This window comes from Pseudomonas sp. TH41, assembly GCF_016650695.1.
Classification (GTDB): Bacteria; Pseudomonadota; Gammaproteobacteria; order Pseudomonadales; family Pseudomonadaceae; genus Aquipseudomonas.
Genome location: NZ_JAEKFH010000003.1, coordinates 675,944 through 701,911, shown reverse-complemented (window position 1 = coordinate 701,911; position 25,968 = coordinate 675,944). Strand labels below are relative to the sequence as shown.

Annotated in this window: 20 protein-coding genes, 4 tRNA genes and 1 pseudogene; 11 read left to right on the top strand and 14 right to left on the bottom strand. The window is 58.1% G+C overall.

Going from position 1 to position 25,968, the window contains the following annotated elements:
- Window positions 1-23 precede the first annotated feature (23 nt).
- The 3 genes from xopAW to JFU37_RS05900 form a co-directional block, all read right to left on the bottom strand.
- Entirely contained in the window at window positions 24-875 is an 852-nt protein-coding gene (gene xopAW / locus JFU37_RS05910; protein ID WP_201113930.1) for an EF-hand domain-containing protein, read from the bottom strand.
- 234 nt (window positions 876-1,109) lie between these two features.
- Window positions 1,110-2,159 (bottom strand): HAMP domain-containing sensor histidine kinase, encoded by a 1,050-nt coding sequence (locus JFU37_RS05905; RefSeq protein ID WP_201113929.1) that lies wholly within the window; start codon window positions 2,157-2,159, stop codon window positions 1,110-1,112.
- Window positions 2,159-2,917: a response regulator gene (locus tag JFU37_RS05900; protein WP_201113928.1), complete on the bottom strand. Its 759-nt coding sequence runs from the start codon at window positions 2,915-2,917 to the stop codon at window positions 2,159-2,161. Before JFU37_RS05900 ends, JFU37_RS05905 begins: the two co-directional genes overlap by 1 nt.
- A 293-nt stretch (window positions 2,918-3,210) precedes the next feature.
- Between JFU37_RS05900 and pyrF the strand changes: the two genes are divergently transcribed.
- On the top strand, window positions 3,211-3,909 hold the full coding sequence (gene pyrF, locus JFU37_RS05895) for an orotidine-5'-phosphate decarboxylase (RefSeq protein WP_201116425.1): 699 nt from the start codon (window positions 3,211-3,213) through the stop codon (window positions 3,907-3,909).
- Window positions 3,910-3,996: 87 nt separating this feature from the next.
- On the opposite strand, the gene JFU37_RS05890 is transcribed toward pyrF, so the two are convergent.
- Entirely contained in the window at window positions 3,997-5,001 is a 1,005-nt protein-coding gene (locus tag JFU37_RS05890) for an NADP-dependent oxidoreductase (RefSeq protein ID WP_201113927.1), read from the bottom strand.
- Between the two features lie 236 nt (window positions 5,002-5,237).
- On the opposite strand from JFU37_RS05890, the gene JFU37_RS05885 reads away from it, so the two are divergent.
- A complete protein-coding gene (locus JFU37_RS05885) occupies window positions 5,238-5,999 on the top strand; it encodes an SDR family oxidoreductase (RefSeq protein WP_201113925.1) in 762 nt (253 codons plus the stop codon).
- A gap of 794 nt (window positions 6,000-6,793) precedes the next feature.
- Here the strand turns inward: JFU37_RS05885 and JFU37_RS05880 are convergent.
- Window positions 6,794-8,224: an IS1182 family transposase gene (locus JFU37_RS05880; RefSeq protein WP_201111875.1), complete on the bottom strand. Its 1,431-nt coding sequence runs from the start codon at window positions 8,222-8,224 to the stop codon at window positions 6,794-6,796.
- A gap of 456 nt (window positions 8,225-8,680) precedes the next feature.
- On the opposite strand from JFU37_RS05880, the gene JFU37_RS05875 reads away from it, so the two are divergent.
- From JFU37_RS05875 to JFU37_RS31210, 3 genes and pseudogenes are all read left to right on the top strand, one after another.
- On the top strand, window positions 8,681-10,066 hold the full coding sequence (locus JFU37_RS05875; RefSeq protein ID WP_201113923.1) for an aminotransferase-like domain-containing protein: 1,386 nt from the start codon (window positions 8,681-8,683) through the stop codon (window positions 10,064-10,066).
- 108 nt (window positions 10,067-10,174) lie between these two features.
- A pseudogene (locus JFU37_RS31215) lies at window positions 10,175-11,278 on the top strand (HAMP domain-containing protein); the annotation flags it as partial.
- Window positions 11,258-12,139 (top strand): methyl-accepting chemotaxis protein, encoded by an 882-nt coding sequence (locus tag JFU37_RS31210; RefSeq protein WP_446739431.1) that lies wholly within the window; start codon window positions 11,258-11,260, stop codon window positions 12,137-12,139. The pseudogene JFU37_RS31215 and the gene JFU37_RS31210, both read left to right, overlap by 21 nt.
- A 160-nt stretch (window positions 12,140-12,299) precedes the next feature.
- Here JFU37_RS31210 and JFU37_RS05865 read toward each other — a convergent pair whose 3' ends face one another.
- Entirely contained in the window at window positions 12,300-13,070 is a 771-nt protein-coding gene (locus tag JFU37_RS05865) for a hypothetical protein (protein ID WP_201113919.1), read from the bottom strand.
- 380 nt (window positions 13,071-13,450) lie between these two features.
- Between JFU37_RS05865 and JFU37_RS05860 the strand changes: the two genes are divergently transcribed.
- The 4 genes from JFU37_RS05860 (at window position 13,451) to JFU37_RS05845 (ending at window position 13,864) form a co-directional block, all read left to right on the top strand.
- A tRNA-Glu gene (locus JFU37_RS05860) sits at window positions 13,451-13,526 on the top strand.
- 2 nt (window positions 13,527-13,528) lie between these two features.
- Window positions 13,529-13,604, top strand: a tRNA-Gly gene (locus JFU37_RS05855).
- 105 nt (window positions 13,605-13,709) lie between these two features.
- Window positions 13,710-13,785, top strand: a tRNA-Glu gene (locus JFU37_RS05850).
- Between the two features lie 3 nt (window positions 13,786-13,788).
- Window positions 13,789-13,864 (top strand) — tRNA-Gly (locus tag JFU37_RS05845).
- Between the two features lie 212 nt (window positions 13,865-14,076).
- On the opposite strand, the gene JFU37_RS05840 is transcribed toward JFU37_RS05845, so the two are convergent.
- Window positions 14,077-14,934 carry a transporter substrate-binding domain-containing protein gene (locus JFU37_RS05840; protein ID WP_201113917.1) on the bottom strand — a complete coding sequence of 286 codons (858 nt, stop codon included), beginning with the start codon at window positions 14,932-14,934 and terminating at the stop codon, window positions 14,077-14,079.
- Window positions 14,935-15,030: 96 nt separating this feature from the next.
- Window positions 15,031-15,819, bottom strand: a complete 789-nt coding sequence (locus JFU37_RS05835) for a HalD/BesD family halogenase (RefSeq protein WP_201113915.1) — start codon at window positions 15,817-15,819, stop codon at window positions 15,031-15,033.
- 106 nt (window positions 15,820-15,925) lie between these two features.
- Between JFU37_RS05835 and JFU37_RS05830 the strand changes: the two genes are divergently transcribed.
- Complete coding sequence (locus JFU37_RS05830) at window positions 15,926-16,840, top strand: LysR substrate-binding domain-containing protein (protein ID WP_201113913.1); 915 nt, start codon at window positions 15,926-15,928, stop codon at window positions 16,838-16,840.
- A 149-nt stretch (window positions 16,841-16,989) separates the two neighbouring features.
- Here the strand turns inward: JFU37_RS05830 and JFU37_RS05825 are convergent, their stop codons facing one another.
- From JFU37_RS05825 to hutH, 6 genes are all read right to left on the bottom strand, one after another.
- Window positions 16,990-17,781: an ABC transporter ATP-binding protein gene (locus JFU37_RS05825; protein ID WP_201113911.1), complete on the bottom strand. Its 792-nt coding sequence runs from the start codon at window positions 17,779-17,781 to the stop codon at window positions 16,990-16,992.
- A gap of 18 nt (window positions 17,782-17,799) precedes the next feature.
- Window positions 17,800-18,537: an ABC transporter permease gene (locus tag JFU37_RS05820; RefSeq protein WP_201113908.1), complete on the bottom strand. Its 738-nt coding sequence runs from the start codon at window positions 18,535-18,537 to the stop codon at window positions 17,800-17,802.
- Window positions 18,538-18,558: 21 nt separating this feature from the next.
- The gene (locus JFU37_RS05815; protein WP_201113906.1) at window positions 18,559-19,275 is read right to left on the bottom strand and encodes an ABC transporter permease; all 717 of its coding nucleotides are present in this window, start codon (window positions 19,273-19,275) and stop codon (window positions 18,559-18,561) included.
- 67 nt (window positions 19,276-19,342) lie between these two features.
- Window positions 19,343-20,107, bottom strand: a complete 765-nt coding sequence (locus tag JFU37_RS05810) for a transporter substrate-binding domain-containing protein (protein ID WP_201116423.1) — start codon at window positions 20,105-20,107, stop codon at window positions 19,343-19,345.
- A gap of 294 nt (window positions 20,108-20,401) precedes the next feature.
- On the bottom strand, window positions 20,402-22,081 hold the full coding sequence (gene hutU / locus JFU37_RS05805) for a urocanate hydratase (RefSeq protein WP_201113898.1): 1,680 nt from the start codon (window positions 22,079-22,081) through the stop codon (window positions 20,402-20,404).
- A 502-nt stretch (window positions 22,082-22,583) separates the two neighbouring features.
- On the bottom strand, window positions 22,584-24,125 hold the full coding sequence (hutH, locus tag JFU37_RS05800) for a histidine ammonia-lyase (RefSeq protein ID WP_201113896.1): 1,542 nt from the start codon (window positions 24,123-24,125) through the stop codon (window positions 22,584-22,586).
- A 171-nt stretch (window positions 24,126-24,296) separates the two neighbouring features.
- Here hutH and JFU37_RS05795 point away from each other — a divergent pair, with 171 nt between their 5' ends.
- Window positions 24,297-25,247: a LysR substrate-binding domain-containing protein gene (locus JFU37_RS05795; protein WP_201116420.1), complete on the top strand. Its 951-nt coding sequence runs from the start codon at window positions 24,297-24,299 to the stop codon at window positions 25,245-25,247.
- The last annotated feature ends 721 nt before the right edge of the window (window positions 25,248-25,968 follow it).

Below are 25,968 nucleotides of genomic sequence, written 5' to 3'. Positions count from 1 at the left end.
AGCCTGCTCGCGATGCTTTTGACTTAAGTGGCCACGTTGAGGTACTTGCCCACGCTCGCCACCTTGTCGAGCGAATACTGCTTGCTCAGGTTGGCGATCATTTTGTTCAGCGCTTCTGAAACATTCGACTGAGCGGTGGAGCTGTCGTTGCTCTTCTCGCGACCGGCTTGTAGCGCGGCTTTCAACTCGTCGCTGCTGACGCCACCGCTGCCGTCGCTGTCCAGCACTTTGAGCAGCGCCGCGCTGGTGTCGGTGCTGGTCGATGAGGTGCTGTCGCTGGCCTGTACCGCACTGCTTAGTTCGGTGGCAGTGACGCTGCCGTCACTGTCCGTATCCAGCTGGCTGAACAGTTCGTCGCTGGACGCCTGCTGTGGCGGCGGTGGAGGCGGGGCGAGGCTGGCGGCGAGTTCGTCTTTGCTGACGGTGCCGTCCTTGTTCTTGTCCAACGCCGAGAAGATGTCTTTGCTATCGGCACCGCTGCCGGCGCTGGTCAGGCCATTGCTCAGTTCATCGCTGCTGATGGCGCCGTCACCGTCGGTGTCGAGGGCGCTGATCAACGCATCGGCAAGCTCAGTGTTGGGTGCCTGATCTTGTGGCGGCGGCGGAGGTGGGGCCATCGCGGCCATCTCTTCACTGCTCAGGCTGCCACTGCCGTCACTGTCCAGATCAGCAAAATTTTTGCTCAGGCTGACCAGCAGACCGTCGTCGGATTTCTGTGACAGGGCGCTCTTGAGTTCATCCTGATCCACCGCGCCGTCGCTGTTGGTGTCGAGTTTGGCCAGCAACTCTTTCTGAAATTGCTGGCTACGGGCGCTGTTGGTTGTGGTGCTGCTGGTGCTGGAATAGCTCGTGTAGTTACTGACGCTACCGATCATTGGGCTCACTCCTTGGAATGGGAAACCGGTGGGTGCACCGGCTTATGCAGCCTCAAGGGGCAAGGTGTCGTGGGTATGTGAGGTTTGTACCGTTCGGTACACATGCATATCAAGCCAGGCCCGGATCCTGTGGGAGCGAGCCTGCTCGCGAATGCGGCGGGTCAGTCGACATCAGTGTTGAATGATCAACCGCTTTCGCGAGCAGGCTCGCTCCCACAGTTGGCGGTGGTGTATTCAAGTACGGGGCAAACGGATGACCGCCGTCAGTCCACCACCTGGGGTTTCTTCCAGGCTCAATTGTCCGCCCAGCCGTTCGGCCGCCTCGCGGGCAATGGTCATGCCTAGACCGACACCGCCAGAATTACGATTACGCGACCCCTCCAGACGAAAGAACGGTTCAAACACCGCTTCACGTTTATCCATCGCGATCCCCGGTCCGTGGTCGATGACCCGGATCAGCAGTTGCTCGCGATAGTCTTCCAGCGTAATCAACCCTTCCCCGGCATAGCGCAGGGCGTTGTCCAGCAGGTTGTTGATGCACGAGCGTAAAGCCATTGGCTGTACTTGCAGGGGCGCGCAGTGGCCGCTGGCCTGGACATCGGCGCCCTGGTCCTGGGCGTTTTCGCAGAGGGATTCGATCAGCGCCTGCACGTCCATCCACTGTCGTGCCTCGCTGGTGCGCTGTTCGTGCAGGTAGGTCAGGGTGGCGTCGAGCATGCTGATCATGTCATCCAGATCCTGACGCATCTGGCCTTGCAGCTTGTCGTTGTCGATCTGCTCCAGACGCAACTTTAGCCGTGATAACGGCGTGCGCAGGTCGTGAGACACCGCGCCCAGCATCCGTGAGCGTTGCTGTACTTGTTCACGAATGCGTTGCTGCATCTTGTTGAATGTGTGCGCGGCTTGCCGCGCTTCCCGTGGGCCAGACTCATCCAGAGGCTGGCTGTCGAGGTTCTCACTCAAGCGTTCGGCAGCGTCGCTCAAACGCTGGATCGGCCGGCTCAGCAGTTTGGCGCCGTACCAGGCAGCAATGATCAGCGATATCAGCTGAAAGGTCAGTGGCACCAAGGGGCCGCCGAACCACGGCCGAGGTGGCCGGTTTTCGAAGCGAGGGTCCATCGGAGGGCGTTGCCCGTCGTGATTGTCGGCAAACTCCGGCGGCGGAGGGGGCGGCGGCGGGCCGTAATGGTGGAACCAGGCAAACGCCAACAGGTGCGCCAGGATAATCGCTACCAACAGCACGCCAAACAGGCGGCCGAACAGCGTATCGAAGCGCGCACGCATCAGCTGATATCTCGTGCATCGAACAGGTAACCCTCTCCGCGAACGGTCTTGATCAGCTGTGGGGCTTTTGGATCATCGCCGAGTTTCTGGCGCAGGCGCGAGACCAGCAGGTCAATGCTGCGATCAAAGGCTTCGATGGAGCGACCGCGTGCGGCATCCAGCAATTGTTCGCGGCTGAGTACACGGCGGGGTCGTTCGATGAACACCCAGAGCAACCGGAATTCGGCGTTGGACAGCGGCACCACCAGGCCATCGGCGGCGATCAACTGGCGCAGCACGCTGTTCAGGCGCCAGTTGTCGAAGCGGACGTTGGCCCGTTGCTCGGTGCGGTCGTCGCGCACTCGACGCAGAATGGTCTGAATGCGTGCGACCAGTTCGCGTGGCTCGAACGGCTTGGCCATGTAATCGTCTGCGCCCAGTTCCAGGCCGATGATCCGGTCGGTGGGTTCGCAGCGGGCGGTGAGCATCAGGATCGGGATGTCCGATTCGGCGCGCAGCCAGCGGCACAGTGACAAACCATCTTCGCCCGGCAGCATCAGGTCGAGCACCACCACGTCGAAATGCTCCGCTTGCATTGCCAGGCGCATGGCAGCGCCATCGGTGACGCCGCTGGCGTGGATATTGAACCGGGCCAGGTAGTCGATCATCAACTCGCGGATCGGGACGTCGTCGTCGACGATCAGCGCGCGAATGCTCCAGCGTTTGTCGTCGCCGGGTGCTTTTTGATCGTCGTTCACGGTTGCTTGGGTGTTGTGCATGCGTGCGTTCATCTGCCAGGTAGGCTGCCAACCACAAAGATAGGCTGCGAGGTTGTGGCTTCAGCATAGGCGTCCGGCCCTGAGGCGGGAAGTGCTGTAAGGACGTGTTGCGGCTGCCGAGGGTAGCGAGGAAGGGTGTAGTGGGCGTGTCGTGTGTGTATCGGGCTCGACACAATTGCTGCAAGGGCTAGTCTTGCTTGAGCTGTCCCGATGATTTACCGATCATCGGGTCCCGCAGCGGCGCTGGTTCCGCTACAATGCGCGCCGATTTCGTCCTGCCTGAGAGCCCGCACATGTCCGTCTGCCAGACTCCTATCATCGTCGCCCTGGATTTCCCCACCCGTGACGCCGCACTGAAGCTGGCCGACCAGTTGGACCCGACACTGTGCCGGGTCAAAGTCGGTAAAGAACTGTTCACCAGTTGCGCCTCGGAAATCGTCGGCACCTTGCGCGACAAGGGTTTCGAAGTGTTCCTCGACCTCAAGTTCCACGACATTCCGAACACCACGGCAATGGCTGTCAAGGCGGCTGCTGAAATGGGCGTATGGATGGTCAACGTGCACTGCTCCGGCGGTTTGCGCATGATGGCTGCGTGCCGCGAAGTGCTCGACCAGCGTACCGGCCCTAAGCCGCTGCTGATCGGCGTGACGGTGCTGACCAGCATGGAGCGTGAGGATCTGGCGGGTATCGGTCTGGACATCGAGCCGCAGGAGCAAGTGTTGCGCCTGGCCGCGCTGGCGGAAAAAGCCGGGATGGACGGTCTGGTGTGTTCGGCGCTGGAAGCCCAGGCGTTGAAGTCGGCTCATCCGTCGCTGCAACTGGTGACGCCGGGCATACGTCCGGCGGGCAGCGCCCAGGACGATCAGCGTCGCATTCTGACCCCGCGTCAGGCGCTGGATGCCGGTTCCGACTATCTGGTGATCGGCCGTCCGATCAGCCAGGCGAAGGATCCGGCCAAGGCATTGGCGGCCGTCGTCGCCGAACTGGCCTAAAAAGATCGCAGCCTTCGGCAGCTCCTACATGGGATCGCATACCCCTGTAGGAGCTGGCGCAGCCTGCGATCTTTTGATTTACTGCTTTTAAACCTTCAACACCAACTTCCCGAAATTCTCCCCGCTGAACAACTTCATCAGTGTCTCCGGGAACGTCTCCAGTCCTTCGACGATGTCTTCCTTGCTCTTGAGCTGCCCCTTGGCCATCCAGCCCGCCATTTCCTGCCCGGCGGCGGCGAACTGCGCGGCGTAGTCCATCACCACAAAGCCTTCCATCCGCGCGCGGTTGACCAGCAGCGACAAGTAGTTGGCCGGACCCTTGACCGCTTCCTTGTTGTTGTACTGGCTGATGGCGCCGCAAATCACCACCCGCGCCTTCATGTTCAGACGGCCCAGCACTGCGTCGAGAATATCGCCGCCGACGTTATCGAAATACACGTCCACCCCTTTCGGGCATTCGCGCTTGAGACCGGCGTGGACGTCTTCGTTCTTGTAGTCGATGGCACCATCGAAACCCAGTTCGTCGATCAGGAACTGGCATTTATCTGCGCCACCGGCGATGCCGACGACACGGCAACCTTTGATCTTGGCGATTTGCCCGGCAATGCTGCCCACTGCGCCGGCGGCGCCTGACAGCACCACGGTGTCACCGGCCTTGGGGGCGCCGACATCAAGCAAGGCGAAGTAGGCAGTCATCCCGGTCATGCCCAAGGCGGACAAGTAGCGCGGCAGCGGTGCCAGGTTCGGATCGACCTTGTAGAAACCGCGTGGCTCGCCGAGGAAAAAATCCTGCACACCCAGCGCACCATTCACATAGTCCCCGACTGCAAACCCCGGGTTGTTCGAGGCGACGACTTTGCCTACGCCCAATGCGCGCATCACTTCGCCAATGCCTACCGGCGGAATGTAGGACTTGCCCTCGTTCATCCAGCCACGCATGGCCGGGTCCAGGGACAGGTATTCGTTTTTGACCAGGATCTGACCCGCAGCCGGTTCGCCGACCGGGACTTCCTGATAGGTGAATGTCTCGCGAGTCGCCGCGCCCACTGGGCGTTTGGCGAGCAGGAACTGGCGATTGGTCTGGGTAGTCATGACAGGCACTCAAGATGAATGAAGCCTTGTTGATAGACCTTCATGATCGAGGCCGCAAGTTTGGCTGATGCGGCGAATGCACTTCTATCCAGTACGGTGATAGTCAGGCGGGCGGTTCTATCACTGCAACTCATGGGTGCTCAACCGGCCCTCTGATAGTGCTGCCGCGCTGCAAATCCCTGTGACTAGACTGGGAGCACGCGATCTCCCGCATTTCTCTTTTCGAGGACATAACAATGAGCATGACGTTTTCCGGCCAGGTCGCCGTTGTGACTGGCGCGGCCAATGGCATTGGCCGCGCGACAGCCCAGGCGTTCGCCGCCGAGGGGTTGAAAGTGGTGGTCGCCGACCTGGACACCGCGGGCGGTGAGGGCACGGTGGCGTTGATTCGCACGGCGGGCGGCGAAGCGACTTTTGTGCGCTGTAACGTCACGCTGGAAAGCGACGTAAAAAATCTGATGGACGAAGTGGTGAATACCTACGGCCGTCTCGACTATGCCTTCAACAACGCCGGCATCGAGATCGAGAAGGGCAAGCTGGCAGAAGGCACGGCCGATGAGTTCGACGCAATCATGGGCGTCAATGTCAAAGGCGTCTGGCTGTGTATGAAGTACCAGTTGCCCTTGCTGCTCGCCCAAGGGGGCGGCGCGATCGTCAACACCGCGTCCGTCGCCGGTCTCGGGGCTGCGCCGAAAATGAGTATTTACGCAGCGTCGAAGCACGCGGTGATCGGGCTGACCAAATCGGCAGCCATCGAATATGCCAAGAAAAAGATTCGTGTGAACGCGGTGTGTCCGGCAGTAATCGACACCGACATGTTCCGCCGTGCCTATGAAGCGGACCCCAAGAAAGCCGAGTTCGCCAATGCCATGCACCCGGTGGGTCGTATCGGCAAGGTCGAGGAGATCGCCAGTGCGGTGCTGTATCTGTGCAGCGACGGTGCCGCGTTTACTACGGGGCACTCGTTGGCGGTGGATGGGGGCGTGACGGCGTTCTGAAGTTAGGTGCTTCAGGCGCACACATTGATTGGGTGTATAACCATTTCTGCGGTAACGGCCGCTTAGGGTTCCGCCCTTACGGCGGGTCACTTTGAAAAGCGCAAAGTAACCAAACGCTCTTGCCCCTTTCGTTCGGTGCCTCGCCTAGGCTCGGCATGCCCTCGCTCCGGTCCTGCTCCGTGGGCCCGCCGCCATCGGCCATCCATGGCCGGGGGCGGCTAACCCGGCATCCATGCCGGGTTGCCCACTGCGCAGAACCTCCACTCGGCCTCTCGAGGGGGCGGTGCATCGAGATCAACAGCTGCAGGCGAGCTAACGCTCGGCCTGTTGAGTGGTGAAAAGCGGATGTACACCAATCTGCTTTTATGTGGGAGCGAGCCTGCTCGCGATGGACGTGAACGATAACGCGTACTGTCTGGAAAAATGCGTTGCCTTCGAATTCATCGTCGGAACGCCGCCCGGAGCAAGCTCGCTCCTACAGAGCGCACGATTCCCCCTGTAGGAGCTGCCGAAGGCTGCGATCTTTTGATCTTGATCTTGCTGTTGCTTCAGATCTACCGCCCCTTTCCCAGAGGCCGAACGCAGGCGTTGCGCAGGGGGCACCGCGGCAAGGATGCCGCGGTAGCCGCCCCCGGCCCAGAGTGTGTAAAAACGGGCTCAAACATCGTCGGCGCGTGCGCCGACGAGTGTTGGCTGGCTCATTAAACCAAAAGCGTTTTTCGTAGCTCCAGCCCGTTATCAAGGGGCCTCTGGCGGCGCATCACAGCTCGTCTACCAGACAAAACGGGGGCTTTTCAGGCCGCCAGCGCTTTCATCAGATTCTGCGCACCGAGGATTTTCATCACCCTTTTCAAGTTGTAAGCGAGCACATTCAAGCTCATTTCGGTGCTCACCCCGGCAAGTCGTCGGGTCAAAAAGTGCGTCGCACCCATCCATTGTTTGAGCGTCCCGAAAGGATGTTCAACTGTCCGTTTGCGGATCTTCATCATCTCCGGCGCTTCGTCCAGGCGGACCTGCATCTCCTCCAGCACCGCTTCATGTTCCCAGCGACGAACCTTTCGCTCTCTGGCCGGTGTGCATTGCGCCTTTATCGAGCAGGACCGACAGTTCGAGCTCCAGTAACTGTTCAGCGTCTTGCCATTATCGACGCAAGCGTTGCGCCAGGTCAGCACTTCCTTGGCGGGGCAGACGTACACGTCTTTGTCCGCGTCGTAGATGAAAGCATCATTGTTAAAGCGGCCATCGAATTTGGCCCGCGAGCTCTGCGTCTTCGGCACATACGCGGTAATCGCTGCTTCATGGCAGGCAAGGATCTCCCCGCTTTTGTAATACCCGCGGTCAGCCACCACCGACAACGATTCGAGTTTCATCGCCTCACGGGCCTGCACCGCCATCGAACTGAGCTGATCACGGTCGTGGCCCACATTGGTCACTTCGTGCGCAACGATCAGGTGGTGCTTGGTATCGACCGCGGTCTGTACGTTGTAACCCACGATGCCTTTACCGCTCGTCATCATCGAGCGGGCGTCCGGGTCGGTCAGCGAGACCTGCTTATCCGGCGATGTCTCAACTTGAATTTCTATCTCCTGAAGCGCTTTCATTTGCTCCTTGAGTTTGGCGATTTTCTCTTCCAGGCCGCCGCTTTTTGGGTCCGAGGGCTTGGGCTCTTCACGATCAGCGGCATCCAGTGCCTTCAGATAACGGGCAATGCTCGATTCGATTTCTTCCATCCGCTTCTTCAGCTTGGCGCTGGTAAAGTTGCGGTCGCGGTGGTTCACCGCCTTGAACTTGCTGCCGTCGATGGCAATCAGGTTTTCCGAGAAAAGCCCTAGTTGCTGGCACAGCACAACAAACTGGCGGCAAACGCCTCGAATGGCCTTGCCGTTGTCCTTGCGGAAGTTGGCGATGGTCTTGAAGTCCGGCATCAGGCGACCGGTCAGCCACATCAGCTCGACGTTGCGCTGCGCCTCGCGCTCAAGGCGTCGGCTCGACTGAATACGGTTGAGATAGCCGTAGATGTAGATCTTCAGCATGACGGCGGGGTGGTAGCCCGGTCGGCCCGTTTCAGCTGGGACCGCGCTTTCAAAACCCAGGGTGATCAGGTCGAGCTCATCCACGAAGACATCGACAACGCGCACCGGATTGGTGTCGCTGACGTAATCGTCCAGGCTCTCGGGGAGCAAGGTACTTTGACCTCGGTGTTCACCTTGAATGAAGCGTTTCATGGCTAACCCTTACGATGAAATCCCGGGAAATCATAGCAAGGGTTGGCTTGGATTTTTACACACTCTGGGCCATGGATGGCCGATGGCGGCGGGCCCCCGGAGCAATGCCGGAGTGAGGGCATGCCGAGCCTTAGCGAGGCACCGAATGGCGGGGCAAAAGCCCTTGGTTACTTGGGGCTTTTCCAAGTGACTCGCTGTAAGAGCGAAACCGCCAGCAGCCGTTACCGCAGAAACGGATATGTACCCCACCCAATCCCAATCCCAAAACTTTCTTAAGTGAACAGCATTACGCACAGGTACCCGTATTTGTGCGGGTTTTTTGTGGGGGTCATGAAAGCGCCGGGCATTATGTTTCAAATGGTTAGAACCGTGGGTTTTGGCGGCGTTGTCGCACATCCTGGCGAGCGTTCCTGTGATTAACTGTTCCCCGCCAAACAAACAGGAATTTGCTTGCTCATGGAGTTGAGAATCGATCGACAGGCATTGGTGCCGGTCGTACAGCAAATCGTCGACGCGTTAACCCGCTGGCTCCATAGCAGCGAAGTACCACCGGGGACACGACTGCCTTCAGTGCGGCAAATCGCACGAATCAATTTGCTCAGTCAATCCAGCGTGGTTGAAGCGTGTGAGCGCCTGGTGGTTCAAGGCGTGCTGGCGCCGCGTCATGGGGCGGGGTTCTTCGTTGCCGCTTCGGCGCTGGCGGCTCAAGATCAACAGGGTTTTGTGCGGTTCGAGGGCGCAGAGGTCAACCAGGGCCGTTTTTTGGGCGAACTGAAACTGGGCTGCGGCGGACTCCCCGAAAGCTGGCGCGAGACCGACGACCTGAGCTACGCGATCCGTCAGGTCACCCGTACCGACATGGTCGGTCTGTTCAACTACAGCACGCCGCTGGGTTTGCCAGCGTTGCGTGAGCAGATCCTCAAACGCCTGAAACAGCTGGATATCGCGGTGGACGACAGTTGCATCATGACGACGACGGGCGCCAGTCAGGGGCTCGATCTGATCGTGCGCACCTTGTTCAAGCCGGGTGATTGCGTGGTCGTGGAAAGTCCCGGCTATTCCTTGCTGTTCGATCTGCTGCGGCTACACAGTGTCAGAATGATAGCGGTGCCGAGAACCCCGCGCGGGCCGGACACTGAAGCGCTTGAGGCGGTATTGCTGGAGTACAAGCCTCGCGGGTTGTTCATCAACAGTTTCTATCACAACCCTACGGGCAGCAGCCTCACGCCGCTGGTGGCGCAGCGAGTGCTGCATCTGGCCAAAACCCATGGCGTGCGGGTCATCGAGGACGATGTCTATGCCGATTTGCACAGCGGCCCCGGTACTCGACTTGCTGCACTGGATGACAGCGTGATTTACGTCGGAAGTTACTCCAAAACACTCAGCAGTTCACTGCGGGTCGGCTTTGTGGTGGCGGGAGCAGAGGTTATTTCACGACTGGCCGAGGTCAAGATGATCAGCAGCATGGGCGCTTCACGGTTTTGTGAGTCGGTGCTCGCATGCCTGTTGGTTAGCGGTGCCTATCGCAAATTGGTGCAACGTCAGCGCCAGCGTTTGAGCAGTGACAGGGAAGCGGCGTTGCAAGTGCTCGAAGATGCCGAGTGGGAGGTCTTCGGCAAGCCTGTCGGGGGCCTGTTTATCTGGGCGCGATCACGGATGTCCGATGGCGCTCAGGTGCGCACCCAGGCCAGGCGCTTTGGTGTCTTGTTGTCGTCTGCGACGGCATTCAGCCCTGCGGGTGAGGCCAGCGACTGGCAGCGTATCAATGTGGCCTATGCCTGTGATCCGCGTGCCCGGGCGTTTTTTCAGGCCACCGCTCCGGATCGACCTAAAGCGTTCTGAAAACGACGTGAACGTAGCTTATTGCCATTATTCCGACGCCAGAGACTTGTGTTGGCACAGGCCCGTTGCGAATCTGCGTCAACTCACAATGGCAGGGGACTAAGCGCAATGATTTCGGCCGTGCAAGGACGTTTTGCCAACCTCGGTATGGCGAAGAAAATGGGAGTCGGGTTTGTACTGGTGTTGCTGCTGACAGCCCTTGTGGCGGGCATCGGCGTATGGTCCCTGCAAACCATCAGTCATCGCTTCGATGGGCTCAAGCAGATGTCGTCGCTTAACAGCGGGTTGCTCAAAGTGAGACTGCTTGAGCAGGAATACGCCTTGCACGGCAATCCGAAAACCGCCGATGCCCTGCACGAGGGCGTTGATGGTTTGATCGCCCTGGCGACCCAGCTTAAAGCGGCGTCTGCGGCCAACGTGCCGGTGATGAACGACGTCGAGCAGTCCCTGGGGGCCTATCGCAAGGCGTTTGACGAGTTCGTCTCGCTCAGCCAGGCCAAGGACCTGGCGCTGGAAATGGCCAGTTGGTCGGTATCCAGCGTGGCCAATAACCTCGATGTGTTGCAGGCCGGACTGGCCGATGACGGCGCCTATGCCTTGAAAGAATCCGAGGGCAAGGACGGTTCGCAATTCCTCGAGCAAGCCAGTCAAGTCGGCCAGGTGTCACGGTTGATGTTGCAAGCCATGAACGAAGCGCGTGTGCGCCTGGACCAGAGCCGCAAGGGTGATGACAGCGCAGGGCAAGGCAAGATCGAGCAGGCCGACCAGGCGCTGACCCAGGCCGGGCAGTTAAAAACCACGGTCAAGGACGAAGGTTACCAGACGGTCCTTAATGAGGTGACAGGCCACATCGGCAGTTTCAGCGAAAAACTCGCCGAGTACACCGGTCTGCTGGCGCAGGAAAAAACGGTCTATGAGCAGCTGCATCAGCGTGCCGCTCAAGTGGTGGAGCGAGTCGATCAGGCTTACGTCGCCGAAGATCTCTCAATGCAGGCGGAGTTGAAAAAGAACTCGCTGCTGATCATCGGCTCTTCGGCATTGGCTTTGCTGGTCGGGCTGATTGCAGCGTTGGTGATTACCCGGTTGATTGTGGCGCCGTTGCGCAGTGTGATTCGTGTGGCTCAACAGATCGCCGCGGGGGATTTGAGTGCGACGGTTGAAGTCACCCGCCGTGACGAGATCGGCCAGTTGATGCAGGCCATGCAGCAAATGGGTGCGGGCCTGAGCAGTATTGTCAGTGGTTTACAGGCCGGTATTGAGCAGTTGGCCAGTTCGGCGCAATCGCTCTCGGCGGTGACCGAGCAGACCAACCTTGAAGTCAGCAGTCAGAAGGAAGAAACAGAGCAGGTCGCTACGGCGATGAATCAGATGACCGCCACGGTGCACGACGTTGCGCGTAACGCGGAAGAGGCGGCCCAGGCAGCGCAGACGGCGGACGGTAAGGTCGAGAGCGGTCAGCAGGTCGTGCGCCAGAGCATGGCGCGAATCGAGCAACTGGCGGACTCGGCCAGCTCAGCCAGTTCCAGCATTGAAAGCCTCAGCGCCGAAATCCAGAACATCGGCACCGTACTGAGCGTCATCAAGAGCGTGGCGGAGCAGACCAATCTGTTGGCGCTCAATGCGGCCATCGAGGCGGCTCGGGCGGGCGAGCAAGGCCGGGGCTTTGCGGTGGTGGCCGATGAAGTGCGGGCACTGGCCAAGCGCACTCAACAATCGACCGAGGAGATCGAACGCCTGGTCAGTGCCTTACGCTCTGCTGCGCAGTCTTCGGTGCAACAGATTCAGAGCAGTGGCGAGTTGGTGAAACTGGCGGTGAGTGATGCGTTGCAGACCGAGAGTGCGCTGGGGAGTATTGCGGCGGCGGTGTCGTTGATTCAGCAGATGAACCAGCAGATAGCGGCAGCGGCCGAGGAGCAGAGTTCGGTGGCCGAGGAAATCAATCGCAGCGTGACAAGTATTCGCGCCAGCGCGGATCAATCATCGTTGGCGATGCAGGGGAATGCGGCGTCGAGTATCGAGCTGGCGCAGCTGGGGATTGAGTTGAAGGGGATGGTGGGGCACTTTCGGCTCTAACCGCTAAAAGATCGCAGCCTGCGGCAGCTCCTACAGGGAACGCATTCCAATGTAGGAGCTGCCGCAGGCTGCGATCTTTTGATCTTTCTATTGAGCGGATACCCACCAGGTACAACATAAAAAAAGCCACCTGTTCAGGTGGCTTCTTTGTTTTTGCGGATCAGTCGTAAATGACTTTCTTCTTCCATTCCGCATCGGCCTCGACCTGTTTGAGGCCCGAGTTCAGTTGATTGGCTTCGTCTTCAACCGACGCGATGTTGTCCATCACCATGCCATTGGCACGCGCCAGGAGTTTTTCCAGGTATTCCAGTTGTTCGGCATATACCTGCGGTTCCTGCTGTTTGCGCAGGTATTGCACCCCGCGTTCGAACGCCAGGCGGGCTTGGCCAGGCTGGTTCTGTTGCAGGTATTGCTGACCGAGGTTGTTGAAGAATTCGATGTGCAGCAAGACCAGGATGTGGCGAACTTCGCGGACCCAGCGTTTGGCTTCATTAGCCGGCAAGAAGCCGTCCTGTGCGGCGCGGGTGATCTGGCCGTGCAGCGCTTCGAGCAGGAAGCGGACATCCTTGGCTTTGGCTTCAGTCTGGATCGGCGCTGGCGGGTTGTTGACCGGGATCGATTCGCCTTGGGCGGCCAGCGCCGTCAGCTCGCCAATGCGTGCCCTGAGGTTGCTGCTGGTCTTTTCCAGGTTGAGCAAGCGTTGGCAGACGTTCAGTTCCAGACGGGTCAGCAGGAGCTTGAGCGCCGGCGTCATCAACTGACCTGGAAACGTCTCGGTGATTTCACCGCAGCGACGCAGGCGATCGTTGAGTTCTACCTTGGTGCGGGCTTTTTCCAGCTTGTTGTTTTCCACCACATGGTTCATGTAGCCAATGGCGATCAACAGTGCGATCCCGGCTACGACTAGCAGGGTGATCATGAGTGGTGTCACCGGTAAGACCTCTTTATAGGGTTCGCATGCGAGTGTAGTAGCTTGCCATTAGGGCGCATAGCGCCGCTGGGCGAGTTGAACCGGCTACGGTTCTGTCTATATCGGCCGCGTTCCTGCTTATGTAAGTAATGCTGTGCGCGGTGCACATTGCCATCATGTCTGGCGTGATGGACTATAGCGCCTTGGCAGGCGTCAGAATATAGGCGTCAAACACCGGGACACCGAAAAGCTGGATTGGCGTCTCAAAGCAGGGCGAAGTCATTGATTTAAATAAATTTATATCAGGGGGTTGACGACCCCTCAATCCATCCATAGAATGCGCGCCACTTACAGCGTAAAGCACACAGCGAAACGCGGTAGGGAGTGAATGTTGTACGTGTGTCCCCTTCGTCTAGTGGCCTAGGACACCGCCCTTTCACGGCGGTAACAGGGGTTCGAGTCCCCTAGGGGACGCCAATGCGGGAATAGCTCAGTTGGTAGAGCACGACCTTGCCAAGGTCGGGGTCGCGAGTTCGAGTCTCGTTTCCCGCTCCAATTTTAAGCAGTGTTGCTTTCGGGCAGCGCTGAGTGAAACCAGAACCGCTATCTTCGGATGCGGATTTGGGCACTGAAATACACACCATGTGTTTCAGTTAGCGTGTCCCCTTCGTCTAGTGGCCTAGGACACCGCCCTTTCACGGCGGTAACAGGGGTTCGAGTCCCCTAGGGGACGCCATTTGCGGGAATAGCTCAGTTGGTAGAGCACGACCTTGCCAAGGTCGGGGTCGCGAGTTCGAGTCTCGTTTCCCGCTCCAAACATTAAAAAATGGATCTCTGAAAAGAGGTCCATTTTTTTTCGTCCAAAGAAAAGTCTTTCTTTGGCTTTTGCCGCGCCCCCTCTAAAAATACTCAGATCCAGCCATTAAATATGCGGGCCTGCAGCGGCCAGGCTGATGTCACCTTCGCCCTGAAGTCGCGGTGACCATTAGTGCGCCACGGCTCGTCAGGCCGTGGCGAGCAGCCTTCCCTAAGGCGCTATGTCGGCCTTGAACCACTTCTCCGACAGCTGTTTGACCGTCCCATCCGCCAGGGCTGCGCTCAGGGCATGGTTGAATTTTTCCTTCAAGTCAGCATCACCCTTCCTGAACGCCAGGGCCTCGCCCGGGCCCCAGATGGGCCCACCTATCTTGGGGCCGACCATGTGCACCGCCTGGTTTTCCGGGTTTTGCAGCACGGAGGAGAAAAACGTCACGTCATCGAAAGCAAAATCAATGCGGCCTGCGTTCAGATCCATCATGTGCTCGCCGGACTTTTTGTAGATCCGGATGGTCGCGACACTTTTAAAGTTTTTCTCCACAAAGTCCGTGTAAGCCGTGCCGGACTGAATACCAATGACCTTACCTTTGACCAGCGAGCGCAGTTGATCGATGGTGGCCTGGTCGTTGTTCTGATCACCGCTGAGCTTGACCACTTCATCACTCGGGGCGCTTGAAATCACCGCTGGCGTTGAGCTGACAAACACACCCTGCGTGGCCGCATACGGCTGTGAGAAAGCGACGATGGCCTCACGCTCCGGGGTAATCACGACGGCATCCATCAGCATGTCGAATTTGTTGGCGTTAAGCCCCGCGATCATCCCGTCCCAGTCCTGGGCTTGAAGCTTGCACTCAAGCTGGATCCTCGCGCACAGGTCCTTCAGCAGTTCAGGTTCGAAACCGGCAATCTCGCCGTTGGGTAGTGTGCTGTTCCAGGGTTCGTAAGCCCCTTCGGTGGCCACACGAACCGTTGTTCCGTCCTTCGCAGCGGCCATGCCAGTGAACAGCAGGCTACTGCCCAGGGCGGTACAGGCGAGCAGGTTTCGGGTAAAGCGAGTGATGGAATGCATGTGTTTCCCCAAAGAGTTCGAAAAGGATCGGCAGGGGCAAGCAATGACCGCCATAAGGCGAGTCGAGGGCCTTTTTATTAGCGTGTTGCGTACGAGTCAGGCCGTTCGGCCGTAAAAGCCCAGTTGTTCCTCAGCGCTGAACAGCACGCCGGATTTTTCGTAGTACGAGAAAACCGCCACCATCCGTTCGCGGTTACCCTTGACCGGGGTGACGCGGTGCGCCGTGTTTTTACCGCGAAACACATTGAGTGTGCCGGCGCGCAGATTGAGTGTCTGCACCTGGGGATCACGCCCCTCAAGCAGTTCGGCCACGCCGGCGTAGTTGGGATCATCACTGGTGCGCAAATCGCTGCGGTACTGGAATTCGCCGCCTTCTTCGGGGGCCTGCAGCATCAGCGTGGTGGTGAATTCGGAGCGATCGAAATGCCAATTCAAGGTCTCGCCCTGGCGATAGCTCATCACGTTGACGCGCGCTAAGGGGTCGGCCATCACGTGCAAGTGCGGCTTCTCCATGACGGCGGCCAGAAAGGCCACCAAGGGCGGGTACTCGTAGACGTCACTGACAAGGCTGCCCTTGAGTTGGTCTGCGCACAGGGTATGGCTGACCGTCTCGACGTTGCGTAATGCCGGATGATCCGCCGCCAAGCCCTCGATCTGCGGTTTGAAGTAGATATTGTGCGTGCGGCTGTGGGTATGGGATTCGCTGTTCATGGTCGGCTGAATTTGCTCGGCCGCCAGGCGCACTTTGTCCTCTGCGATAAAGCCTTCCAGATTGAACATGCCGTTCAGGTTCAGCTCGTTGCGGGACTTCTCAACCAAGCGATTCCACTCTTCGCCGCCTTCACGGTCGAGTGGATAGCGCTCAAGATCTATGACGTTGTTCATGATGACCCTCTCGTTGTAGATGGCTCCAACGTACCCCATGAAAATCTTCGCAACAACGGCACAAATTGTTAGGATCCCCCTAGTAAAACTTATGGGAGACGCGTTCATGCAACGGTTACCACCCCTCAATGCTGTTCGGACCTTCGAAGTCGCCGCACGGCTGGGCAGCTTTGTGCTGGCGGGGGCAGAACTGGGCGTGTCATCGGCGGCCGTCAGCCAGCAGATTCGCCATCTGGAAGACTACTTCGGCAAGAAACTCTTCGTACGCAACGGCAACCGCCTGGCCCTCACTGACGCTGGCCTGGCGATCTATCCGCAAACCTCTCGGGCGCTGGGTGACATTGCCGCGATGACCGTGCGCATACTCGAAGGTGAAATGCGCACACGACTTATTGTCAGCGTGCCGTTTTCCCTGGCCGAATGCTGGCTGGCCCCGAAGTTGTCAGAGCTGCTGGAGATCTACCCACAACTGTCGGTGGATGTTCGCGTGGAAGATGACCCGGTCGACCTCGCCCGGCATGACGTGGATCTTCGCGTCAGCTATGGGGATTATCATTACCCCTCGTTTGAGGCCATCCCCTTGTTCCATGACGAAGTGCTGCCGGTTTGCGCGCCGGAGCTTTGGTATCGGCACGGTAACAAGGACTTCGATCTCACACAGATTCACGAAAGTTTGTTTATCCATACCCAGTGGGGGCCCCACTATGCGTCGCATCCTACGTGGAGTGATTGGTTCACCAGCGAAGTAGGAGGCTATTCGCCGGACCCCGCACATGGCCGCCGCTCGGGGTTGTCGAGCCTGTCGGTGACCCTTGCCAAGCTGGGGATGGGGATTGCCTTGGGGCAGAAGGTAATTGCGCAGCGGGATTTGGAGGCGGGGCGTTTGATTGCGCTTTCTACTGCGTCACTGAAGCTGGGGCATGCTTATTGCGCGTTTGTGCCTGCGGCCAAGCGGGGGCGGGTGGATGTGCAGAGGCTGATTGGGTTGTTGCAGCTTTCGAAAGTTGAGGCGGACCTGTAGAAGCGGATGTATCCGCGAAATCCAACGTGATCGCTTCATTGGAAAGTATGAGTAAGTGAGTTGCTTTTGCCGGTTGTGCTCTTTCGCTTCTCACCCAGCCTGAAGCGGACTGGCAGGCTGCGCGCCTAGGCGCGCAGCCTTGGCGATGTTTATTCGGTACTTCTCTCATTATGGCTGGAGACGAATTGCCGAAAGCGTTCGCTGGGCAAACCTTCGAATAGTTCTGCTGGCGTACCCTGCACATCGATCAGGCCGCCATGCATGAACACCACCCGATTTGACACGTGCCGGGCAAAGCCCATCTCGTGCGTGACCACAAGCATGGTGCGGCCTTCTTCAGCCAAAGAGCGCATTACGCGCAAAACCTCTCCAACGAGTTCAGGGTCAAGTGCCGAGGTCGGTTCGTCGAACAACATGACTTGTGGATTCATCGCCAGTGCGCGGGCTATCGCTACGCGTTGCTGCTGGCCACCGGACAAGTGCGCTGGGTAATAGTCGCGGCGATCGTACAGGCCTACCTTGTGCAGCAGGGCTTCTGCTTCCTCAATGCATTCGGCACGGGAACGTTTGAGAACCCGCATCGGGCCTTCGATGACGTTTTGCAGCACCGTCATGTGCGACCAGAGGTTGAAGCTCTGGAACACCATACCCAGGCAGCTGCGCATGCGCTCGACCTGGCGGCTGTTGCTCGGTGTCTGGCGGCCGTCGGCATGCTGCTTCATTTCGATCACTTCACCATTGACGCTAATGATGCCTTGATCGGGCGTTTCCAGAAGGTTGATGCAACGCAGGAAGGTACTTTTACCGGATCCACTGGCACCGAGGATCGAGATCACGTCGCCCTTGTGGGCTTCCAGGGAAATGCCCTTGAGGACATGGGCGGTGCCGAAGGACTTCTGGATGTTAGTTACCGACAAGGCTGAAGCGGGCTGAGTGCTCATGGCATGCTCCGTATCAAATCAGGAATGGGTAGGCAGCGAAGGGCTGGCTTTTTTGATGGCGTCGACTGGTCGCTCACGCAAGTGCGGCGAGAGGCGATACTCGAGCCAGGCGACGGCACGGACGACCAGGAAATTCAGCACCAGATAGATCAAGGCTGCGCAAATAAACACTTCCATCGTGCGATAGGTGCGCTGGATGATTTGTTGCGCGACGCCAGTGACGTCCCAGACAGTCACCAGGCTGGCCAGGGCCGTGGACTTGACCAGCAAAATGGCTTCGGTGGAGTAGGCCGGCAGGGCCTGTCGCAGGGTGATCGGCGCAATGATCCGGCGCAGCAATTCCCACGGCGACATGCCGACGGCCTTGCCCGCTTCGATCTGCCCCTGTGGCACGCTGAGCAGTCCACCGCGAATGATTTCGGCGGTGTAACCGGCGGTACACAAGGCCAGTGAAACCACCGCGCAACCATAGGGCGACCGGAGCAGTACCCAGAGGAAGCTATCGCGAATGGCAGGGAACTGGCCCAATCCGTAGTAAATCAGGAACATTTGAATCAGCAGCGGCGTACCGCGAAACAACATGATGTAGAACCGCGCTGGGTAGCTGAAAAACCACCAGCGGCTGACCCGCAGGCTGACAATGCCGACAGACAGGGTCAGGCCGATCACCAATGAGCTGAAAAACAGCGTCAGCGTGGTGGGCAGTGCGGCCAGAAGCTTGAGCATGGTGTCCGCGAGGAACGGAAAATCGATCATAAGTGTCGCTCCCGACTCGAACTAGACTGGGCTGCGCTGGCGCGTACGGCGCACGCGAGCTTCAGCCATATGGAAAAGCCGACCGGACAGGCCAGTGAGAATGAGGTACACAGCGCCCCCGATGATGTAGAACGTGAAATATTGACGAGTGGATCCGGCCGCGACCTGACTGGCACGCATCAATTCCACCAAACCGATGACTGAAATCAGCGCAGAGTCTTTCAGGCTCATTTGCCAGACATTGCCCAGTCCGGGCAGCGCGAATCGCAGCACCTGGGGGACCAGAATCCGTTTGAAGCGCATCGCACGGGTCATGCCGATGGCCAGCCCGGCTTCAAGTTCGCCTTTGGACACCGCGAGAAAAGCGCCACGGTAGACTTCAGCCTGATAGGAGCCGGAAATCAGCCCGACTGCCAACGCCCCGACCAGAAAAGGCGGCACGTCGATATAGCCTTCACCGCCGAACCAGTGGCCAACCGCTGTTACCACACTGGCTCCACCAAAGTAGAACAGGTAGATCACCAGCAACTCGGGGATCCCCCTGAACAGTATCGAGTAAAGATCTCCCAGCCAGCGCAAACTGCGCTGGCGGGATAGCTTGGCAGCAGCGACCAGGCTGCCAAATACCGCCCCCACCAGCAGGGCTGCCAGGGTCAATATCACGGTCATGCCCGCTGCCTTGAGCAGCGCCATTCCCCAGCCTGAGTCACCGAAACTGAGTAGCTGCAAGAGGTTCATAGAGGGTCCCACTTATGAAAAGGTTTAAGCAGGCCCTGCAACCTTTACGGTGCCGGGCCATTCAGAATCATTGCTTAGGGGTAAGGTCTGCCTTGAACCACTTCTCGCTCAGTGTCTTGATCGTACCGTCAGCCATGGCTTCCTTGAGGGCTGCGTCGAACTTGGCTTTCAGCTCAGGGTCTTTCTGACGGAAGCCCAGCGCTTCGCCTTCACCCCAGATCGGGCCTTTGATGACCGGCCCGGTAAAGACCAGCGGTTTGTTCTCAGGCTTGTCCATGACCGAGTTGAAAAAGGTCACGTCATCGAACGATACGTCGATACGGCCGGCAAGCAGATCGAGAATGGCTTCGGCCGAGCTGCCGTACTCACGAATGGTCGCCACATCCTTGAAGTTCTGATCAATGAAGGACGTGTAAATCGTGCCCGAGGCGATACCAATGGTTTTGCCCTTGAGTGCCTTGCGCAGCTCTTCAACGCCGGCGCGTACTTCCTTGGCATCGTTACCCAGCGTGATGGCGGCGTCGGCACCGGTTTTGCCCGGCAACAAATCGGCTTTGAGCGCGACAAAACTGGCCGGTGTCTGGGCGTAAGGTACCGAGAAGGCCATGACCTTCTGGCGTTCTTCGTTGATGACAATGGCGTCCATCAGCACGTCGAATTTACCAGCATTGAGGCTGGCGATCATCCCGTCCCAGTTCTGTACGACGATGTTGCACTTGAGCTTCATGCGCGGACAGATGACATCCATCAGCTCCGGTTCGAATCCGCCGATTTTTCCACCCGGGAGCGTCAGGTTCCAGGGCTCATAGGCGCCCTCTGTTGCAATATTCACCGAGGTCCACTCTTTGGCCTGCAGTGCCGGAGCACAGGCCAGAACCATTGCACTGAGCGCTACAGAACCCAACCAGCTTGATTTCTTCGACATCTTGATACTTCCTGCCTAATCAATGGAGTGTTGCGAACTGATCCGGCTCAGGCCGAATCTCTAATGCTTGTCCGCACAATAGTTCTTGTACGGATAAGACAAAACCATAAAAGCCAACCGTCAGTTAAGCCGGTTAATTCGCACCCATAATGGTTTCAGCCTGGACAGCTTCCCCATCTCCATGTGCCCCTGACCGACAGATCAACCGGTGATCATCGGCAGGTTCAGGCCCTGCTCGTTGGCGCAATCGATCGCGATCTGGTAACCCGCATCGGCGTGACGCATGACACCGGTAGCCGGGTCGTTGTGCAGTACGCGAGCGATACGCTCGGCCGCTTCGTCAGTACCGTCGCAGACAATCACCATGCCCGAATGCTGGGAGAAGCCCATGCCGACGCCGCCGCCGTGGTGCAGGGAAACCCAGGTCGCGCCGCTCGCGGTGTTGAGCAGAGCGTTGAGCAGTGGCCAGTCGGACACAGCATCGGAACCGTCTTGCATCGACTCGGTTTCGCGGTTCGGGCTGGCCACGGAACCGGAGTCCAGGTGATCACGACCGATCACGATGGGCGCGGACAGCTCACCGCTGCGCACCATTTCGTTGAACGCCAGACCCAGCTTGGCGCGCAGACCCAGGCCAACCCAGCAGATACGGGCCGGCAGACCCTGGAAGCTGATGCGCTCGCGCGCCATGTCCAGCCAGTTGTGCAGATGGGCGTCGTCCGGGATCAGTTCTTTGACCTTGGCGTCGGTTTTGTAGATGTCTTCAGCGTTGCCCGACAGTGCAGCCCAACGGAACGGGCCGATGCCACGGCAGAACAGTGGACGGATGTAAGCCGGTACGAAGCCTGGGAAGTCGAATGCGTTTTCCACGCCTTCTTCCTGGGCCATCTGACGGATGTTGTTACCGTAGTCGAACGTCGGAATGCCCATTTTCTGGAAGTCGAGCATCGCTTTAACGTGCACGGCCATCGATTGCTTGGCGGCTTTGACCACGGCAGCCGGCTCGGTCTTGGCGCGAGCGCGGTACTCTTCCCAAGTCCAGCCAGCCGGCAGGTAACCGTTCAGCGGGTCGTGGGCGCTGGTCTGGTCGGTGACCATGTCCGGGCGCACGCCGCGCTTGACCAGTTCCGGCAGAATTTCAGCCGCGTTACCCAGCAGAGCGATGGAAATCGCTTTGCCTTCCTTGGTGTATTTGGCGATACGGGCCAGCGCGTCGTCGAGGTCGGTGGCTTGCTCATCGACATAACGGCTGTTCAGGCGGAAATCGATGCTGACCTGCTGGCATTCGATGTTCAGCGAGCACGCGCCGGCCAGGGTCGCGGCCAGAGGCTGAGCGCCGCCCATGCCACCCAGACCTGCGGTCAGGACCCAACGACCGGTCAGGTCATCGTTGTAGTGCTGGCGACCGGCTTCGACGAACGTTTCGTAGGTGCCCTGGACGATGCCCTGGCTGCCGATGTAGATCCAGCTGCCGGCAGTCATCTGGCCGTACATGGCCAGGCCTTTGGCGTCCAGTTCGTTGAAGTGTTCCCAGCTCGCCCAGTGCGGTACCAGGTTGGAGTTGGCGATCAGAACGCGTGGTGCGTTGCTGTGGGTCTTGAACACGCCGACCGGCTTGCCGGATTGCACCAGCAGGGTCTCGTCGTCGTTCAGGTTGGTCAGGCTTTCGACGATCTTGTCGTAGCATTCCCAGTTACGTGCCGCACGACCGATACCACCGTAAACCACCAGTTCTTTAGGGTTCTCGGCGACTTCCGGGTCGAGGTTGTTCATCAACATGCGCAGCGGCGCTTCAGTCAGCCAGCTCTTGGCGGTCAGCTTGTTACCGCGGGCAGCGCGGATTTCAACGTCACGAAACTTAGTAGGTTTAATGTCAGTCACCAAAAAGACTCCTCTGCGATCAATCCAAACCAGCCCGGGCAGTGGGCGAGGGAGCGTGTACGGGAAGGCCCGTCACAAGCGGAAACAGGTTCTGTGCGCCAATTTTCCCGACAACTCATGTGCACACACGTTTACTTGTACATACAAGCATATGCAATCAAGCGGCCAACTTGATGGCTCGTCGTCCAACAAAGCTTGGGACTTGCTGAAACGCGCTTGATACAAGGGTTTGGCGGGAGACGTTTTTTTCGCAGGGTTTTTGTCGCGGTGTCACGACTGTTACTTGAGCATGAAATTGCGCCACGGTGGGGCGCTCGGTTACAGTTTGGGAGATATTGGTGCGCGATGGGAAACAACTGGAACGAATGCATGTGGTGGCGAGGGGGGGAGGGACGCGCGGCACTGGACAGCACCCATACAGATCCAGGCTCGGCTACAAGGCTATCCTTCAGTCGTCGAGATGCAACGAAACAGCCGAAGGATGGCCTTGGCGTACACCTGTTTACTTCAGGATTTTCTGTACCGTGGCCAGTACTTCGCCGCTACGGACCTGTTCGGTGACACTCACCATGTCCGAATAGAAGGCACGGTCATGGTCGGCGACCGGTACGCGGCTACGCACAAGGTCATAAACCGCCTTGGTGACGCTGGAAGCCTTGTGCACGTCATGGAAGTCCAGGGCCTGGCAACCCACCAGCAACTCAATGGCCAGCACCGATTCCAGCTTTTCGGAAACCTTGTAGGCCTTGATGGCGGCGTTATAAGCCAGGCTTACCAGATCCTCCTGGTTGGCGCAGGTCGAGAAACTGTCGACAGAGGAAGGGAATGACAGCGCCTTCATTTCCGCATACAGGCCAGCTGCGGTGTATTGAAGGATCATGTACCCGCTGTTCAGGCCTGGGTTGCGCACCAGAAAGGCTGGCATTTCACTGAAGTGCGAGTTGACCATGCGGTCGATACGGCGCTCGGAAATCTTCGCCAGGTTGGCCAGCGCCACGCACAACGAATCCGCTGACATGCCGATGTAGCTGCCGTCGAAGTTGGCGCCTGAGATGGCAATGCCGTCGCCGTCCTCAAGCGGGTAGATGATCGGGTTATCGCCCGAGGAGTGAATTTCGTTCTCGATATTTTCCCGTGCGTGATCGATGAATCTTTTCGAAGCACCATGCACCTGGGGAATGGCGCGCAGGCTGTAGGCGTCCTGAAGCCGGTAGTCGATGTTTTCGGCGATCAGTTGGCTGTCATGCAGCATCGCCTTTATATCCCTGGCGGTTTGCGCCTGCTCCTTGTGTGCCTTGATCGAGTGATAACGCGGGTCGAAGGCCCGAATCGTGCCCTTCAGCGCTTCAAGGGAGAGGGCCGCGGTGACGTCGGCCAGCGAGGCGGTCTGCATGGCGTTGTAGAGGGCCAGAATGGCGATGGCGGTCACCGACATGGTGCCATTGAGCATGGCCAGGCCTTCTTTGCACTGCAGGTCCGTCGGTTGCAGGCCGACCTGTTCCAGTGCAGTGGCGCCATCCACCCATTCGCCGCCATTGACCCTGGCTTTGCCTTCGCCCAGCAGGACCAAGGCCAGGTGCCCCTCGACGGCCAGATAGCCCACCGAACCCTCGCCAGGCGCAAACGGCACGACTTCGTTGTTGAGCAGCGCAGCAATCAGCTCCAGCAACTCTAGGCGCACCCCCGAAAAACCTTTGCCAAGGCTGATCAGAACCATCAATTGGATCGCACGAACCTGCTCACGCTTGAGCGGCTCGCCCACGGCGACGGCGTGGGAGCGCACGATATTGACCTGGAGTTCCTTGGCATTCTGCGCAGAAATCACATGCCGAACGTTATCGCCGAACCCGGTGGTCACCCCATAGACCAGGCGATTTTCATCGAGGAAACGCTCCACCAGGCCACGGGACTTTTTCACGCGGTTCTTGTAGGTCTCGGAAAACGACACCTTGGCCGAATAACGGGCTACCGCGACAAACTCTTCGATGGAGGGCTCTCTATCGCCGAGGACTACCTGAGTGATCTGTTGAGGATGAGCTTTCATTGCGAACTCCCGAGAAACGAAATGATTGAGGGGGGCTGGACCGGCCAGGCCGTCGCTCGATTGAGCGTGGGAGAAGGCTAAAGCGAATTGGGTGTGAAGAAAATATGGCAATTTCTGTCAGTTTTATTAGAATTTCTAAACCTAAAATGCTTTCGAGACCTTCGCATCGCCATGAGTCGCTTACCGCCCTTGCGAGCCCTCCAAATATTTGAAACCGTCGGTCACTGTGGCGGTGTATCCCAAGCCGCAAAGCGATTGAACATTTCTGTGGGCGCCGTGAGTCAGCAGATGAAGTTGCTTGATGAGGCGCTGGGCATGAGCTTGACAGTCAAGGAGGGACAGCGCTTGCGGCTGAACGCCATTGGCCAGCGTTTTCATGCGCGGTGTTCTATAGCATTTGAAGAGTTGAGAGCCGCCGTTTCTGAAGTAGAGCGGTCGAAAAACCCCAACAATTTGTATGTCAGTGGCCTGCCTTCTCTCATGACCAAGTGGCTGGCGCCTCTCACCTACGAATGGCAGCATGAGGATGGTGATCTCGACATCTATCTAGATGGCACGCTGGCGGATACTTCAGAGGAGGAAAACGCCGATTTTCGTATCGGCTATGGCGAATCTGGCCAATATGCCGGGCATAGCGTTGTACTGTTCCGAGATTGTGTGGTGCCGGCATGCTCACCGACGCTTTTAGGCCATCCAGGCAATGTGGGTCACGCTGGTGACCTGCTCCAATACCCACTTATCCGTATCGATTCGCGGCCGAAATTCGACTCCCCCCCCTCATGGGCCGAATGGTTTGAGCTGGAAGGCGCTACCGTCGAGCAGACGATTGTCATACGTCGTAGCTTTTCTTCGTCCAGCATGGCTATTCAAGCCGCCATCGATCACCAAGGAATAGTGCTGGCGCAGTTTTCGATGATTGCCCGTGACATCGACGAAGGGCGCTTGATCATTCCTTGGCAGCGAGCCATGCCTCTTCCCTCGCCGTATTACCTGAGTTGGCACCCTAATACTCTGCAGAAAGCACAATGTCGGGCATTTCAACGCTGGCTGATTGGCCGAGGGAGAGCACAAGAAGACATTACTGACTCCTTGATAGCTGCGCAGCCCGCCAGCAAGAAGTGATTCGCGAACCTGCGTAATGGATGCCATCAAATTAATGACATTCTCCAATTGGTTATGAGCAGAACCCAATAGCGTTGCCTGGAATCACTCCATCTTTGCTCTTGATGCACACTGAAAACACGTCCGGAATTGAGTCCATTCCTGCTTCAGGAATAAAAGAAACCCCTTGGATTTCAATGGGTAGGACGCCAGATGCGAGTCTCGTTTCCCGCTCCATATTTAACAAAAACGCCGCTCATTGAGCGTAATACCGTTCAGTTAAGTGAATGGGGTCCACTGTAGGAGCGAGCTTGCTCGCGATGGTTGTTAACGATAACGCGTGTTTACTGGCTAAACGCGGCGCTCTTGAGTCCATCGCGAGCAAGCTCGCTCCTACAATTTCCTTAACTGAACGGTATTACGCTCATTGAGCGGCGTTTTTGTGTGCGCAGGATTTGGCTTCCTGCCGTAAAAAAAGGCCGCCAGTCCGACTGAGCGAGATTCTTTGTGTTCCGTTAACGCTCGTAGCGGCCGCTTGCGACGCTTTTCTTCGTTGGTAGCAATCTAGGGGTCTTTGAACAAGGCCTGCTCGTTATCAAGTCCAGGCTTTTGCTACATAGAATGGCCGGTGTGGAGAGATCTAGATCAGCAGTCAAATGAATAAGCTTGATGATTATTAATTGAATTCCATTCATATGTGGCTTAAAAGTTGAAATTTTACATAAGTTTGATACGTGATATT

Coding starts and splice junctions, on each gene's coding strand:
- xopAW (WP_201113930.1), bottom strand. CDS start 875: ATGATCGGTAGCGTCAGTAACTACACGAGCTATTCCAGCACCAGCAGC.
- JFU37_RS05905 (WP_201113929.1), bottom strand. CDS start 2,159: ATGCGTGCGCGCTTCGATACGCTGTTCGGCCGCCTGTTTGGCGTGCTG.
- JFU37_RS05900 (WP_201113928.1), bottom strand. CDS start 2,917: ATGCACAACACCCAAGCAACCGTGAACGACGATCAAAAAGCACCCGGC.
- pyrF (WP_201116425.1), top strand. CDS start 3,211: ATGTCCGTCTGCCAGACTCCTATCATCGTCGCCCTGGATTTCCCCACC.
- JFU37_RS05890 (WP_201113927.1), bottom strand. CDS start 5,001: ATGACTACCCAGACCAATCGCCAGTTCCTGCTCGCCAAACGCCCAGTG.
- JFU37_RS05885 (WP_201113925.1), top strand. CDS start 5,238: ATGAGCATGACGTTTTCCGGCCAGGTCGCCGTTGTGACTGGCGCGGCC.
- JFU37_RS05880 (WP_201111875.1), bottom strand. CDS start 8,224: ATGAAACGCTTCATTCAAGGTGAACACCGAGGTCAAAGTACCTTGCTC.
- JFU37_RS05875 (WP_201113923.1), top strand. CDS start 8,681: ATGGAGTTGAGAATCGATCGACAGGCATTGGTGCCGGTCGTACAGCAA.
- JFU37_RS31210 (WP_446739431.1), top strand. CDS start 11,258: ATGCAGGCCATGCAGCAAATGGGTGCGGGCCTGAGCAGTATTGTCAGT.
- JFU37_RS05840 (WP_201113917.1), bottom strand. CDS start 14,934: ATGCATTCCATCACTCGCTTTACCCGAAACCTGCTCGCCTGTACCGCC.
- JFU37_RS05835 (WP_201113915.1), bottom strand. CDS start 15,819: ATGAACAACGTCATAGATCTTGAGCGCTATCCACTCGACCGTGAAGGC.
- JFU37_RS05830 (WP_201113913.1), top strand. CDS start 15,926: ATGCAACGGTTACCACCCCTCAATGCTGTTCGGACCTTCGAAGTCGCC.
- JFU37_RS05825 (WP_201113911.1), bottom strand. CDS start 17,781: ATGAGCACTCAGCCCGCTTCAGCCTTGTCGGTAACTAACATCCAGAAG.
- JFU37_RS05820 (WP_201113908.1), bottom strand. CDS start 18,537: ATGATCGATTTTCCGTTCCTCGCGGACACCATGCTCAAGCTTCTGGCC.
- JFU37_RS05815 (WP_201113906.1), bottom strand. CDS start 19,275: ATGAACCTCTTGCAGCTACTCAGTTTCGGTGACTCAGGCTGGGGAATG.
- hutH (WP_201113896.1), bottom strand. CDS start 24,125: ATGAAAGCTCATCCTCAACAGATCACTCAGGTAGTCCTCGGCGATAGA.
- JFU37_RS05795 (WP_201116420.1), top strand. CDS start 24,297: ATGAGTCGCTTACCGCCCTTGCGAGCCCTCCAAATATTTGAAACCGTC.